Origin of the sequence: Kordiimonas pumila (assembly GCF_015240255.1) — a bacterium.
Classification (GTDB): domain Bacteria; phylum Pseudomonadota; class Alphaproteobacteria; order Sphingomonadales; family Kordiimonadaceae; genus Kordiimonas; species Kordiimonas pumila.
This window is the reverse complement of sequence record NZ_CP061205.1, coordinates 1,944,550-1,960,173: the sequence shown is the minus strand read 5'-3', so window position 1 is coordinate 1,960,173 and position 15,624 is coordinate 1,944,550. Positions and strand designations below refer to the sequence as shown.

The 15,624-nt window shown below is 47.0% G+C and carries 10 protein-coding genes; 4 read left to right on the top strand and 6 right to left on the bottom strand.

Translation table 11 applies throughout. From position 1 onward, the window contains the following. The first annotated feature begins 63 nt into the window (after positions 1–63). Positions 64–297, top strand: a complete 234-nt coding sequence (locus ICL80_RS08345; protein WP_194215639.1) for a ribbon-helix-helix domain-containing protein — start codon at positions 64–66, stop codon at positions 295–297. Here ICL80_RS08345 and ICL80_RS08340 read toward each other — a convergent pair. Then, positions 260–3,688 carry an AsmA family protein gene (locus tag ICL80_RS08340; RefSeq protein ID WP_194215638.1) on the bottom strand — a complete coding sequence of 1,143 codons (3,429 nt, stop codon included), beginning with the start codon at positions 3,686–3,688 and terminating at the stop codon, positions 260–262. The genes ICL80_RS08345 and ICL80_RS08340 overlap by 38 nt on opposite strands. 251 nt (positions 3,689–3,939) lie before the next feature. On the opposite strand from ICL80_RS08340, the gene ICL80_RS08335 reads away from it, so the two are divergent. From ICL80_RS08335 to ICL80_RS08325, 3 genes are read left to right on the top strand one after another with little or no spacing between them, the layout of a single operon-like run. Next, a complete protein-coding gene (locus ICL80_RS08335; RefSeq protein ID WP_194215637.1) occupies positions 3,940–5,742 on the top strand; it encodes a chloride channel protein in 1,803 nt (600 codons plus the stop codon). A gap of 43 nt (positions 5,743–5,785) precedes the next feature. Next, positions 5,786–8,131 carry an ATP-dependent helicase gene (locus ICL80_RS08330; RefSeq protein WP_194215636.1) on the top strand — a complete coding sequence of 782 codons (2,346 nt, stop codon included), beginning with the start codon at positions 5,786–5,788 and terminating at the stop codon, positions 8,129–8,131. 22 nt (positions 8,132–8,153) lie between these two features. Beyond that, complete coding sequence (locus tag ICL80_RS08325; protein WP_194215635.1) at positions 8,154–9,059, top strand: 50S ribosomal protein L11 methyltransferase; 906 nt, start codon at positions 8,154–8,156, stop codon at positions 9,057–9,059. A gap of 66 nt (positions 9,060–9,125) precedes the next feature. Here the strand turns inward: ICL80_RS08325 and ICL80_RS08320 are convergent, their stop codons facing one another. The 5 genes from ICL80_RS08320 to ICL80_RS08300 form a co-directional block, all read right to left on the bottom strand. Continuing rightward, positions 9,126–9,440 (bottom strand): hypothetical protein, encoded by a 315-nt coding sequence (locus ICL80_RS08320; protein ID WP_194215634.1) that lies wholly within the window; start codon positions 9,438–9,440, stop codon positions 9,126–9,128. 165 nt (positions 9,441–9,605) lie between these two features. Then, positions 9,606–10,577 (bottom strand): TIGR00341 family protein, encoded by a 972-nt coding sequence (locus ICL80_RS08315; RefSeq protein WP_194215633.1) that lies wholly within the window; start codon positions 10,575–10,577, stop codon positions 9,606–9,608. Between the two features lie 30 nt (positions 10,578–10,607). Beyond that, complete coding sequence (gene ligA / locus ICL80_RS08310) at positions 10,608–12,980, bottom strand: NAD-dependent DNA ligase LigA (RefSeq protein WP_228073863.1); 2,373 nt, start codon at positions 12,978–12,980, stop codon at positions 10,608–10,610. Between the two features lie 4 nt (positions 12,981–12,984). Continuing rightward, entirely contained in the window at positions 12,985–14,658 is a 1,674-nt protein-coding gene (gene recN / locus ICL80_RS08305; RefSeq protein ID WP_194215631.1) for a DNA repair protein RecN, read from the bottom strand. Positions 14,659–14,712: 54 nt separating this feature from the next. Continuing rightward, complete coding sequence (locus ICL80_RS08300) at positions 14,713–15,522, bottom strand: outer membrane protein assembly factor BamD (protein ID WP_194215630.1); 810 nt, start codon at positions 15,520–15,522, stop codon at positions 14,713–14,715. Between the last annotated feature and the right edge of the window lie 102 nt (positions 15,523–15,624).

The window sequence follows — 15,624 nt, the reverse complement described above, 5'->3', positions numbered from 1 at the left end:
TCCTATAGCACTAAAACCGTCAAGCTGCTTGACCGATAGATAAAGCTCCAGCATGATCCGCCTATGTTCGATTTAGATGATGCAAAACTTGAAAAACACTCTGTGACCATCGCTGGCCACAGAACGTCTATTTCTCTTGAAAAAGGCTTTTGGCGGCATCTACGCGCTATTGCCGAAAAAGATAATATTACGTTGAACGAACTTGTTCGCCAACTTGATGAAGCTAGAGGCGGGTCACTATCTGGCGCTATTCGAGCCTTTATTCTCCAGAACCTTGAGAAGCAGCTTTCTCTTTAGCTTCCTGCTCTTTTGATTGCTTGTCTTTCAATTTATTTAGCATATCAAAAGCCCGGCCAAAAACGGCAATACCAGGGTTGTTGGCAGCACCTTCACCTGTATTGTTTTCTTCCATTTCTTTAAATAGGCTGCCTCTGAGGCGCTGCTCAATGCCCGCTAGCACATAACGCTCAAAAAGCCTGCTGGACCAATTTGCAGTGGGCGCATCAAAACTACCTTCATATTTAACCGGGATTGACGGTGTGTCGGCAGGGTTGATAAGGGCAAGCACTCCTTTTACAGAAAGGAACCTGTCAACGAAGTTAACCTGCCCGTCCAAATTGAAGTTGCCCCAAGCGCCAGCAGCTTTCGCCGTTTCAAGTAGCATAACACCGCTATCAAGTGCAAAAGCCATATCGATAGTGTTTGCCTGTGTAGTTCCCTGCCGTAGCAAAGTGCCAATACTACCCAAGAAAGAACTACTTGTTTTGGCCGCTGTCATTTGGGAAACAAGTGCCGGAACAGACAAGAAGTTCAAGGTTCCTGTCTGTGCAGAGAGCTTCCCACCGCCTTTAAGGCCGGCCATGCCACTGGTGATATCCCCGCTAATATCCAGATCTATTGAGCCCGCCGCTGTAATAATATTACCAAGCCCTTCAGAAATAAGCGCAGCCGATATATCAAATTTATCAGCTTGAATATGGCCTTTGAAGGGTGCGTTACCCGCAGTATCCATGTTTAAGTTTAAAGCCAAAGGTTGGCCATTTAGTTTTGCATTTTTACCAGCATCAACACGCAAAACACCGTTTCCAAGACTAATAGCCAGATTAGGCACAAGAAGCTTCTGCCCCCCAATTTGTACCCTGTCCAAAGCCACTTCAATATCACCAGAGTAGCTATTCAGTTGCTGTAAGGCCGGGCTGGCATCCTTCTTTGGCTGCTGCGCAGCCCCTCGATCTATGGCCATTATCTTATCGATATCAAGGCCAGACAGCGTGATTTTCCCGCCCAGTTTGTTAGCCGCATTTAGATTTAAAGCACCATCAATGTTAACAGGGCCATTTTGAACCCCATTCAGCTTAATTGCTCTTTCACCTTCAGTAGCATTTGTTGCAATATATGCGTAAATCACCTCACCGCGAATAGGCTGGTCGCGCTCTAAACCAGGGCCAGAAAGCCCGGTTAGGTCAAGGAACTTGCCCGCGTTAGGATGATCAAAAGAAAGAGCTGCTTTATCAAGCTCTGCATTATAGCTCGCCTGCAACTGAACCTTTGCACCTGCTGCATCCCCACCCGCTTTTATATCGAACGGGGATTTTAGAGACTTTTTAATAACAGTAGCGGTCACTTCAATAGGTAGCTTATGAAGATCAATCGTACCGAATGATCGCAGTAAAGGTGCTAAATCAGCGTGCTTCATATTACCTTGCAAATCGGCACTCAGAATACCAGCATCATCCAATCCAATAGAACCGGACATTTTAGCTATGTTATGGCCGCTATGAACATCAAGTCCAATCCTGAGCGTTGATAACGGCCCAGAAAGCGATAAAGTGCCATCAACTGTAGTAAAACCGCTAGCCCTGATCTGCTGTTTATAATCGGGCAGATAATAGCGTACAATGGGTAGAGACCAATTTGTCAGATTTGCGCCGACGGCAAAGATCATGTCATCTTTGAACTGTATAGTAGAATCAGCCAAAGATACTTTACCTTTACCATGCAGCAATTGAGCTTTCGAAAACGTAAGCTGATCACCAATGATATTGCCATTAACGGCAACATCACTAAACACTGTATCAAGCCATTGTAGTCGGTTAATTTCAATGTCAAAAACTGTTCTGGTATTAGCTGGTAAGCTTACTGTTGCCGAAGGCGCACCGTTTGCCTTTTGAGCCTGCGATGTTGGTATATAGGCATCAAGGTTTACTGTATCTGCGGTGAGCTTAATATTGCTTGGAATAGGGTTTGATATACTCCCCTGAATTTCGCCCGTAACAGACATAGTATCAATCAGGCCTTGGATGTTTTTCAAAGCCCATTTTTCACCGCTTAATTCAATGTCAGTTTTAAGTGCAGCCGTCGTTAGCCGTCCCTCAGGAACAGTATCTGCCAAGTCAAGCTCAAGCCATTTGGTAAGGTCTGGAATGTTTTCAACATTCAATTGCAGCTTCCCTTTGCCACCACCAACACCTATTGCCCCATTGAAAGAAACTGTCGTTGCACCGGGCAACAAGGCCTGCAACTGGGACACACCAACACCTTGCTCATCAATAGTAATTACACTGTCAATCCGCTGACCAAGACCACTGCGCAAGCGAATACCTTCAATCGTGACATCAATGGCGCCAAATACATTACCCGCACTCACAGGTTGCAGGGTGTTATTAACCGGTTGATTAACAGCAGAAACGGTATTAGCGCCATCGGGGGCCCCGGCCAAGCTCCACTGATTAAAGTCAATCACACCCAGGGATACAGTACCAGTCACGTGGCTACTTTCGGCTTTCTGGGCAATCGTAATATCTGCACGCCCGTTTGTACCGCCGATGGATAAAGCCCTGCTAACAATACGGCTTATATCATTTGCACTTTCAATCTGCATATCCAGTTTAAAAGGCAAATCAGGCAAACTTGCTGCCTGCTCACCCATAAAGGCATACGCCATTTGTGCTGTCTGGTTAATGCTCTCGCCAGCAACTTGAACACGCCCAGTTACATCACCAGTATTAGACAACCTTCCACTAACATCAAGGGAGGCACCACCGGCCTCAACAGCCACCTTCAGGGCCGTTTCACCTGTGCTTTTTACAGGTTGCATCTGGCCTGATGTTTGTATTTTTTGTCCACGAACAAAAAAATCACCCTCCCAGGAAAGGGGGCCCATGGGTAAATGCCCATCCAGCTCCATAGACAGCCCTTCAATTACATAGGGCTGTTGGCCATAGGGTATAAGGTCAATCTTGCCACCGCGCAGTTCAAACCGGGCAAGATCAATCTCGGCTGTTTCAGCATTTTCATCTGTCTGCGGCCAGCCTTTAACCTGCCAGCCACCAGCTTGTGTTTGTTCCAAGGCAACAGTAACACCGTCTAAGAGCAGGCTTTGAATAGACAAATCACCCCCAAACAGCCCCATAAGCCCTAAACGCACATCAATACGGTCTGCTGTGGCAATAGTATTGGAGTAATTACTGAGAAGCGGAGAGAGACGAACGGACTCAACAGAAACAGCAGGGCGCGGAAATATAGAGGCAGAAACGTTTCCTGCCAATTCCACCTTCATGCCTGTTTGTTTTGAGGCAAGATCGGCAAGAGTATCTCTATATTCATTCCAGTCCAGAAAACTAACGACAAGGGATAGGGTACCAACAATCGCTATAAAAACTCCACCTACCCAATATAAATATTTCATGGTCCCCACTCGCTCTTGATACTTCTCATGTCTGGTCAGACTGCGTAAAGATACATATAAATTCAAGTATCATTACAAATTAGGCATTCTTTAGGCTGGTTTTTTCTTAACTTTTTTATAGAGCATACTAAGATGCGAGAAATTGATAGTAATTTAAGCCTTTTGCTGCACCATTTTTAAAAGATAGAATATGCTGAAAATTCATACTATGCCTGCTTACAGCAGACACCATAAAATTAAGTAAGCATTTCATGGCAACAAACAAACTCTCTTTCGCACAAAAGCTTAAACGTCGCATTCGAACCACCATGTTCAGTGCAGAAGGTTACGAGTTTGGCGCCATAACAGTTCTATCCATTATCGTCGGTGTATTGGCGGGTTACGGCGCAATAGGGTTTTATCTAGGCATATCCATGCTGCTAGGATTTTCTTTTGGTGTTGGCGAAGATGCCCTCGCAAGCGCCGCAACACGGCTACCATCGTGGCAGATCATTCTAACACCTGTTGTCGGCGGGCTGATTGTCGGACAATTATTACGGTTTTTGCCAACACGGCAAACACACAGTGTACCCCACGTAATAGAAAGCGCGGCCCTTACAAATGGTGAAATTAATGCCAAAGACGGCATTGTAAGTGCCGCCATTACACTGATTTCGCTTGGTTCTGGAGCATCGCTTGGCCGCGAAGGCCCTGTTGTTCATATGGGGGCCACTATTGCATCTGTTATAACCCGGTATCTACATCTAAACCCTTCCGTTGCCCGCACCTTACTTGGATGCGGCGTTGCCTCTGCCGTCGCAGCTTCCTTTAATGCCCCAATTGCCGGTGTCTTTTTTGCCCTTGAGGTCATCATTGGCCATTATGCGTTGCATACGTTTGCGCCTATTGTAATTGCAGCAATTGCAGGCACCCTTGTAAGCAGGGCGCATCTTGGTAATTTTCCAGCCTTTGAAACATCTCAATATTTCATTACCAGTTTCTGGGAATTTCCCGCCTTCTTCTTTTTAGGAATAGTGGCGTCGATTGTTTCTATTCTTTTCATGTCTGGGCTTAACTGGAGCGACAAGATACGCATCCACTTTCACAGAATACCGTATAGCCTGCTGCCTGCATTGGCAGGCCTTATCATCGGCATTATTGCACTAATATACCCGGAAATACTGAGCGTCGGTTATGAAGCAACGAGCCTTGCCTTAAACGGGGCCTACAGCTTTGACCTATTTGTAGCGCTGCTGCTGGCAAAAATGGTTGCAACGATTATCTCGTATGGTGGGCGCTTTGGTGGCGGCGTGTTTAGCCCTTCCTTGTTTCTTGGTGCTATGCTGGGCGGCGCTTTTGGTATTCTCGCAAGCAGTGTTTTTCCTGATCTTGCATCAAGCCCCGGCTTATATGCTGTTGTTGGCATGGGTGCCGTTGCCTCCGCTGTGCTAGGTGCTCCCATATCAACCATGCTTATTGTCTTTGAAATTACCGGCGATTATAATGTTACCATTGCGGTTATGATTGCCTCTGCTGTTGCGAGCATGCTTACCAGCCTGTTTTATGAGCGCTCGTTCTTCCTGATGCAACTGGCTAACCGTGGTATTCGCCTTGAAGGTGGTAGAGCAAGTTTTCTTTTGGAATCCTCAAAAGTTGAGGGCCATATGACCCGTGATTTCTTCACCGTGCAGGAAAATGAACCCGCCGTGAAAGCGCGGGAACTGCTCATTGCCCAAGAAGGCGGCCTTCTGATTGTAACGGATGAAACGGGTAATATGATGGGAACAGTTGGTTTTGGACAGCTCCCTGCCAATATTTTTGAAGACCACACGACCAATACACATGCCATACGTGATTATATGCGCGATATTTCCTATACCGTTAAAACAACCGACCCACTTCAAGTGGCTCTAAGCCGAATGGATATGAGCGGTGATGAAATTTTACCTGTTGTAAGCCCCGGCAATCGATCCACTGTTGTTGGCTTGGTGAAAAAGCTGGATGTGCTGAACGAATACAATCGTGCGCTTCTTGAAAGTCAGGGACGGGACAGAAAAGTGGGCAGACGTGGCTAATTCTGCTTTCTGCAAACCCTTGTAAGATGTTATAGACTGCGCCATGAATGATCCTTTCGACCTTGATGACTTTGACATAGAACCGCCACAGCAACCTGTGGCAGGTGCTAATCCACCCTATTTAAACGGCCTTAATGATCCACAACACGAAGCTGTTATGGCGCTTGACGGCCCTGTTCTTGTTCTGGCAGGCGCTGGCACAGGTAAAACCCGAGTTCTAACCACACGCCTTGGCCATATTCTAAACACCGGGCGAGCAGCCCCTTGGAATGTCCTTGCCGTCACATTTACAAATAAAGCCGCACGGGAAATGCAGGACCGTGTCGCACGGGTTATCGGTCGGCCTATTGAAGGCATGTGGATTGGCACATTTCACAGTGTCTGCGTAAAAATGCTACGCCGCCATGCCGAACTGGTTGGTCTGCAATCAAACTTCACTATACTGGACACAGACGACCAAATACGTCTTTTGAAACAACTTGTTCAAGCCGAACATATTGATGATAAACGGTGGCCCCCACGAGCACTCGCTGGATTGATTGACCGCTGGAAAAACAAGGCTCTTACACCAGACCGTGTACCTGAAGGCGAGAGCTTTGCTTATGCAAATGGATTAGGCGGCAAGCTTTACGCTGCATATCAAGCGCGCCTTAAGGTTTTAAACGCTTGTGATTTTGGCGACCTGTTGATGCATGTTATCACTATTCTTCAAAATCGGCCTGACGTGCTGCGAGACTATCATAATCAGTTCCGGTATATTCTGGTAGACGAATATCAGGATACAAACGTGGCGCAGTATCTTTGGTTGCGCCTTCTCGCACAAGCCACTCACAATATTTGCTGTGTAGGTGATGATGACCAATCTATTTACGGTTGGCGCGGTGCTGAGGTGGGTAACATTCTGCGTTTTTCAGACGATTTTCCAGGTGCAAAGATTGTACGGCTTGAGCAAAATTACAGGTCTACCGGGCATATTCTTGGCGCTGCATCCTCGCTTATAACAGCTAATGAAAACCGGCTTGGAAAAACTCTTTGGACAGACCAAGGTGATGGTGAAAAAGTTGCCGCCAAGGGTGTATGGGATGGCCCTGAAGAGGCCCGCACCATATGCGACGAAATTGAAAGTCTTCAACGTAAAGACCACGCCTTAAGCGAAATTGCGATACTCGTACGCACCGGTTTTCAAATGCGGGAATTTGAAGAACGTTTCATCACCCTTGGTATACCTTACAGGGTGATTGGGGGCCCGCGCTTTTATGAGCGCGCTGAAATTCGCGATGTTATGGCATATCTACGTGTTATTGCACAGTCAGATGATGACTTGGCCTTTGAGCGTATTATCAATGTACCCAAGCGCGGCCTTGGTACCAGTACGTTGCAAAAAGTGCATCATATTGCCCGCAGCCACGGCATTTCCATGACCCGCGCAGCACGGCAGATAACAGGGCTTGATGAACTTCGCCCCGCCGCGCGTAAATCGCTCACCCGCCTTATGGATGACTTTGACCGCTGGCGCGGGCTTCTTCATAGCCATAGCCATACCGAAGTAACAGAAATGCTACTGGACGAATCGGGCTATATGGATATGTGGCAAAATGATAAATCCCCAGATGCCCCTGGTAAACTTGAAAACGTCAAGGAACTGGTGACAGCACTGGAAGAGTTTGAAAACCTTGGTGGCTTTCTCGAGCATATTGCGCTTGTTATGGAAAACGACAGCAATGATAGCCGCGAAAAAGTAACATTAATGACCCTTCACGCAGCCAAAGGACTGGAGTTTGATACTGTGTTCCTGCCCGGTTGGGAAGAAGGCCTTTTCCCCAACCAGCGCGCTTTGGATGAAACCGGTGTTAAAGGACTGGAAGAAGAAAGGCGGCTAGCCTATGTCGGCCTGACCCGTGCTAGAAAAAAAGCCTATATCTTTTTTGCGGGAAGCAGGCAGGTCTTTGGGCAGTGGCAATCCAGCCTGCCAAGCAGGTTTATTGAGGAACTGCCCGGCAAACACGTAGAGATGGAATCTGCACAAGGGCTATATGGTAGCCGTAGCAATCGCGGTTGGGGCGGCGATGATGCCTACTCAGACCAAGGCTATTTTACATCTGGCGGCGATAAATATGGCCCAGGATGGCAACGCGCACAAGCATGGCGTCAAGAACAGAAAACACCCCATACAGCAGCTTATAAAAAGCCGGTAACAAGCCTTATGACCAGCGGGCGCAAAGCAGTAAAACCCGCGGCAACTGTAAGCGATTACGCTATTGGCGAACGTGTTTTCCACGAAAAGTTTGGATACGGTCTGATTGAAGACATTGAAGGTAACAAACTGATCATTGAATTTGAAAAGGCTGGAACAAAGCGTGTTGTAGATAGCTTTGTAAGCCGCCCTTAAAGTATAGTACATAGGAAAAATAATGACTGAGCAATCATGGTGTCTTTCAGGGGAACTCCCCCTAGAGCAAGCGCAGGCCCTAGAGGAAACCGTTGAAACTTTAGCTGACCTTAGCGATCAGGCACCACCTACCCTTTCCTATTTTGAGCAAGATAACAGTTCATTGTGGCGTGTGGAAATATTCTTCAGTACCAAACCGGATTATGGTTTCATTAATGCCATGCTTGAAGCATCTCACCTGCTTGACTGGGACCATGATATATTTCCCATTGAAGAAAAAGACTGGGTAAGTGAAAGCCAGAAACTTTTGTCGCCGGTTGAAGCAGGTTGTTTCTTTGTTTATGGAAGCCACGATGCAGATAAAGCAAAACCTGACCGCATTAACCTGCTGATAGATGCCGGGCAAGCATTTGGCACAGGCAAACATGAAACAACATCAGCCTGCCTTGAAGCGCTTACCGAGTATAAAAATTCATTTAAGCCCAAAACAGCCTTGGACCTTGGAACAGGGTCTGGTGTGCTAGCACTAGCAGCCCATAAACTATGGCCGGAAGCTCATGTCATCGCAACAGACATAGACCCAATTGCTATTGATGTAGCACTAGAAAATACGACCATTAATGGTGGAAAACTCAGCAACACTCATGATGAGCCGGGCATAAAGTTATTCGTTGCAGACGGATTAAACGATCCCCGCTTCAAAACTGGTAAGCCTTTTGACCTGATTGTAGCCAATATTCTGGCGGGTCCTCTTATAGATATGGCGGCAGATATAACAGACGCCTTAAAAGAAGAGGCTATTCTTATTCTCTCTGGTCTACTGGTAACCCAAGAAAAAGAAGTCCTCGAAGCTTATACAGCTCGAGGACTAGTATCTCAGGGCAGAATTGAGAGAGGAGACTGGCTCGCGCTTAAGCTTAAAAAATAGCAAGCGCCTTAGCCAAAGTTCTTAAAAAGCAAAACCGATCAGCCTGTAAGCTGGTCGGTTTCTTTATTAATGGACGAGAGCACCGCCACCAAAGTTGCCAGTAAATCCACCACCCAAGCCAGATGGGCGTACAATTTTAATATTGTATTTACGGGCAGGAGCTTCTTTGGCCATCATGCCATGCTCAACCATCAGGGAGAAAAAATCACCTTTGGCGGTGAGGTCAGAAGCAATCTCGCGCACAGTTTCTTCAACTGTTACTGCAAGAAAGTCTTTGTCCGTCGAACCACTGATTGCCCCTGGAACCTGACCATTGTCAGCCAATAGAGCCATAAAGCTAAAAGGTGTTAATTCTTGTATTCTGTTTAATTCGTTTGCCATTTTAATTCTCCAGTATCTCGCCGATTATCGTTATCTGTCAGTCTTTGCTGACGATCTCTAGATAGGCGCACTGAAGAGAGTTAAGAAGTGCTTAAAAATGCAACCAAGCTATGCGTTTTACGCATAGCTAATTATTTATGACAATTTCTCAGTGAATAACTGTACTTATAAGTCTACTAAATTATAGAACCCGATAAAACTCACAAGCACAATAAGTGCAACACTCCACACCAAGATCCCAGCAAGAACAAATGGTTTTGCCATCTTGCGCTCAAACCATAATCGAGGCTGGATACCTTGCCCCAGAAACACTAGTAAGCCGGCCAAATTGACACAGACAATATTCACCGATAGCAATAAAAAAGCGCCAGATGCCTCTTTCATATAGGAAGCACCCAACATGTACCCAAACGTGGCCGCCGGCGGCAGCAATGCGACCGCAACCATGACACCAACAAGAGTCATTGACAGCCCTGTCGTAAGAGAAAGCACGCCAGCAACGCCAGAGGCCGCCGCAAGCGCAACACCACTAATCCCAACCTCTGTGCGACTAATCAGTTCGACACTGGTAGGCACACTGCCATTCAGTGCCCCGACCCCTGCAGATATAATAATTGCCAACGACATGCCGATAGTGCCGCAGATAAAAGATTTTTTCATCAAATCTTTATCCCCCAGCGACGTTGCAAACGCAAAAGCCAGATTAGGCCCCAGAAACGGCGCAATTACCATTGCCCCAACAACGACAGCGACATTATCTTGCAAAAGCCCAATCAGGCACACAATTGTTGAAAGAAAAGTGAGTAATAGGTAAGTAAAATTAAGCTGCGCACCATGCCCTACCTTTTGATACAGCTCTTCCCGTGTGTCACCGCTGATCCGGCTCTCAACGGTTGGCAATGTAGCGTCTACAGGCAAAATATTGATCCGGGCTTTTGAAGATGTCTGCAAAATATCATGCAACTTATCAATAAGCTGCTGCCTGTCCTCTGCCCTTGTTAGCAAAGTATAGAGCGCATGATCATCCTCAAGAAGTGCACCTTTATAAAAAGATATAACTGACGTTTCACTAACCAGCTTCTTGATATTGTTTTCCGCCGCGGTTGGCGCAATAATCTGTAACATTTTAAGTGGCATAGATCCCCCATCAGTCGCAATAAATTTCGCCTACTCTCGGATGAAAGCAAGCCATTCTTCTTCAGTCATAACCTTTAATCCAAGGCTTTCTGCTTTCTTTAGTTTTGATCCAGCGCCCGGACCAGCTACAACAATATCAGTTTTAGCAGACACAGACCCCGCCACTTTTGCCCCAAGCGCTTCAGCGCCAGACTTGGCTTCCGCGCGTGTCAATTCTACCAGACTACCCGTGAATACAATCGTTTTACCAGACACAGGACTATCATCTGCTTGCTTTTCAGCTGGCTCTATATTCAGTTCATCAAGAAGAGCATAGAAAGCAGACCTATTTTGCTGCTCGAAGAAAAAATCTTCAATGTTAACGATAGCGTCCACACCAATACCATCAAGGTCTGTAAGTTCCTGATTATGGCAAAATAACTCAAAAGCTATTTGTTGCGGGAACGAAAAATCTTTTTCATGTAAAAGCACCTCAACAGTTTCAAGGTGCGTTATTTTTACATTCTCAGCTTTCAGTGTGCCCGCACGCATACGGCCTGCACGAGCAGCGATAAGACGAGGATATGCATTAACATCAACCAGCAAATCCCCCGGGGTTAAGGCAATTTCAAAATCTTTAAGGTGCCCAAACGTCAACAAGCAATAATTCAGGGCTGACACTGCTGTTGCATCAATTTTCTTATTCAAACCATCTAAAAGCGCCTGTGCTTTTTCCAGATAAGAAACAAAAGCATCCACAGTCTGAAAATGACGTGCAAAAAGTTTGGCCGTTTCCTGCCCAATACCTGGAATACCAAGGCCAAAAATAAACCTATGGAAAGCGATTGAACGGCGGTCCTCTACAGCTTTTAAAAGATTACTGACAGAAAGCTCACCCCAACCTTCCCACTTCTGTAAAGCATTGCCTTCGCTTTCATTTCTTGTGGCTATTTTAAAAATATCAGCGGGTTCTTTCACCCATCCCCGTTCGTAAAATTGCTCTATCTGCTTTTGTCCAAGGCCTTCAATATCAAAAGCATTACGTGACACGAAATGGCGCAAACGCTCAACACACTGTGCCGGGCAAATAAGCCCGCCAGAACAACGGACAACAACATCACTCCCTTCGGCAGCAGCGTGGGAGCCACAAGCAGGACACCTATCAGGAAACTCAAACGGCTCAGCATCTACAGGGCGCTTTTCCTGTACAACAGACACAACCTGCGGAATAACATCGCCTGCCCGTTGCACGATCACGGTATCACCAATACGTACATCAAGCCTGTTAATTTCGTCGCGGTTGTGAAGTGTTGCATTGGAGACAACAACACCGCCCACCGTTACAGGCTGAAGCTTTGCAACAGGTGTTAGCGCTCCGGTCCTACCCACCTGAATATCGATACCCAGCAAGACTGTGCTTGCCTTTTCGGCAGGAAATTTATGCGCGATTGCCCAGCGCGGTGCACGTGCTACGGTACCAAGACGCTTCTGATAATCTAGCCGATCAACCTTATAAACAACACCGTCGATGTCATAATCAAGAACACCGCGTTGCTCTTCTATTTTCTTATAATGTAAAAGCACACTATCTGCATTTGGGCAGAGAACCATAAGCGGATTCACATCAAAGCCCCAATACTTAAATAGTTCGATCATGCCCATCTGGGTTTCAGATGGCACTTCTGACACTTCCCCCCAAGCATAGGCAAAGAACCTAAGAGGCCTTGCAGCCGTTATACTTTGATCTAATTGCCGAAGAGACCCTGCCGCCGCATTTCTGGGATTGGCAAAAACCTTATCGCCCTTCTCTTGCTGCCGCTCATTAAGAGCCAAAAAATCGGCCTTACCCATGTAAACCTCACCGCGCACCTCGAGAACTTCTGGCCAGCCGGTCCCAGACAAGTGGTGTGGTATATTATCAATAGTACGGGCGTTTGCTGTAACATTTTCACCCACAGCTCCATCGCCTCGTGTTGCAGCCTGCACAAGGATACCGTGTTCATAACGCAGTGCGAGTGACAAGCCATCGATCTTGGGTTCTGCTGTATAGGCAAGAACACCGTCATCAGCAACCCCCAGAAAACGGCGAATACGGGCGTCAAACTCATGAACATCCACAGCAGCAAAAGCGTTATCAAGCGACAACATAGGCCGCGTGTGCGTTACTTTTTCAAACTTGCTTTGCTTAAGACTAACACCCACACGTTTTGACGGACTATCGGCGCGTACAAGTGCCGGAAAGCGCGATTCTATTTCAGCGTTACGTAGTCGCAGCGCATCATATGCTGCATCGCTTAAAAGCGGCGCATCATCAGCATAGTAATGCTGGTCATGGTAAGCAATTTCCATCGCCAACCTAGCAAGCTCCCGCCGTGCCTCCCCTTCGGTTAAACTGTCAACTGCAATGGTGCTTGCATCCGCCACTTTATTAACCCTTTGCCCTTTGCAGGAGCTGATCGGCAGCAGCCCTTGCTGCATCGGTAATTTCACTACCAGCCAGCATACGGGCAATTTCTTCACGGCGCTCATTTTCTGTCAGGCATGTAACAGCCGTACGTATCTCGCCGCCTAGGCCCCCTTTGGTTATTTGAAACTGGCTATTGCCACACGCGGCCACTTGCGGGCTGTGTGTTACAACCAACACCTGAGCAGCAACAGAAAGCCGCTTTAATCGTTCTCCAACGGCGCTGGCCGTTGCACCACCAATGCCTTTATCCACTTCGTCAAATACCATAACCGGTACATTACCCCCTTCTGCCAGAACTACCTTTAGGGCCAAAATGAAACGTGCAAGCTCCCCACCTGATGCAATTTTAACCATGGGCCCAAAAGGCGTGCTAGGGTTGGTTTTCACTTCAAAGGTCACCCGCTCTCCACCGTACTGGCTCCAGTCAGCCTCGCTCAAAGGCTCTACACGAGTTCTAAAAATGGCTTTTTCAAGCTTCAAGGGAGGCAGCTCAGCAGTAACGAGCTTATCAAGCCGCTGGGCAGCATCAATCCTGGCTTTAGTGAGCTTAGCAACAGCTTCGCCCATTGCACTTTTTGCGGTCTTTAACTGTTCACGCGCCGCACGAACTTTTTCATCACCTGCAGATAATGCATCCGCTTGAGATTCCAGCAAAGATAGAATATCAGGCAAAGCGTCGGGCAAACAATTATGTTTTCGGGCAAGCCTTCTTATTTCAAAAAGCCTGTCTTCCGTTGCCTCTAGGTCTTCCGGGTCAAACTCTAACATCTCAATAAAATGGGTAAGCGCCTCAATCGCCTCAGTTAATTCTATAGAGGCACGATCAAGCGAGTGAAGAATAGGCTGTACACGCTCTGCCCCAGCGCCGTCTATGCGCTCCATACGCCTTAAAACGCCCCTGATCACAGAATCAGCACCAGTCCTGCCGGATAGATCTTCTAAAAACGATTGCAGGTCACCAGAAAGTTTTTCCCCCTGCATCATGAGCGACCTGCGCTCATTCAGGGTATCTTCCTCGCCTGCAGTAACATGCAGGGCTGCCAGCTCTTCTTTTGCGTGAAGGATATAATCCTCATCTGCTTGTGCTGATGTTAGTTCCTGCTCTGCTTTCGCTAACGCTAAAACTGCGTTCTGATAAACAGTATAAGCAGACGCCATCACTTGAAGTTCAAGCTTGTAACCACCAAAACTATCCAAAAGGTCACGGTGGGCAGACGCTTCAAGCAAGCCCCGGTCATCATGTTGGCCATGAACCTCAAGTAAAAATGTGCCGATATCGCTGAGAAAGCTTTGTGTTATAGGTTGATCATTAATCCATGCACGGCTTTTACCGTCGACACTTAATTGCCGGCGCAGAATAAGGTGGCCACTATCTGGGTCAACACCTTGCCCCAGCAGGGCGCGACAAACAGGGTGCGCTTCAGCAACCATAAACTCTGCGGTTACCATACCCGCCTCAGCACCGTGACGCACAAGCGCCCTATCCGCACGTGCCCCAGTTGCTAGCCCCAAGCTATCAAGAAGAATAGATTTACCTGCCCCGGTTTCACCAGTCAGAACAGTAAGCCCGCGATCAAAGGAAAGATCCAGACGGTCAATCAGTACAATATCGCGAATACTGAGACCAGTCAGCATCGCCGCCCCCCTCTATCTATCGCACAAAATATAATTCGAGGCCTCTCAGTTTTATTAAAATGGCCACAGTTTACTAAGCCATGAGCCTGATTTAACCTCAGGTGCTAAATCTACGTCAGATAAAAGAGCATAGCTATACCTGTACCATTTTGTACCCGGGTAGTTGTGCCCTAGCACTGCAGCAGCCATTTGGGCTTCATCCGTAATACCTAGCGCTAGATAGCCTTCAACCAATCGATGTAAAGCTTCAGGGGTATGGCTTGTTGTCTGATATTGTTCAATGACACTGCGAAACCTAACAATTGCTGACAAATATTCCTGCCGTTTCAGGTAGAAGCGCCCAACCTCCATATCTTTGCCTGCAAGGTGATCCCTTGTCAGATCAAGTTTTAGTTTAGCGTCTCTTGCATAGTCTGAATCCGGGTAACGCCGGATCACCTCAGTTAAGGCATTTTGTGCCCTGACCGATTCGTCTTGGTCCCGGCCTACATCTGAAATCTGTTCATAGTGACAAAGAGCAATAAGGTAATAGGCATACGGTGCAGATCTATTTCCTGGGTGGAGCTGTAAAAATCGCTCTGCTGCCAGAATAGATTCGTCATAATCATTACCCATATAATAGGAATAAGCTGACATAAGCTGTGCACGACGCGCCCACACAGAATAAGGGTGCTGACGCTCTACTTCATCAAAGGCAGCCGCCGCAAGTTTATAGCGCTTTCGCTCAAGATTATCATTTGCGATATTATAAATAACCTCAACATCGCGTGCTACATACTTGTCTTCGTCTTTTTTGGAACTACACGCCACTACGCCCAGCAGGGTGATAAGCAGAATTGACTTTTTAAAAACATTACCAAACATTGTAATCACATTCTCCTGACACACCTGATGTCACTTTGTCGCCCTGCACTACGATATAACTAATCGCCATACAGCCCTTATGATATTTGCCAACCCACAACA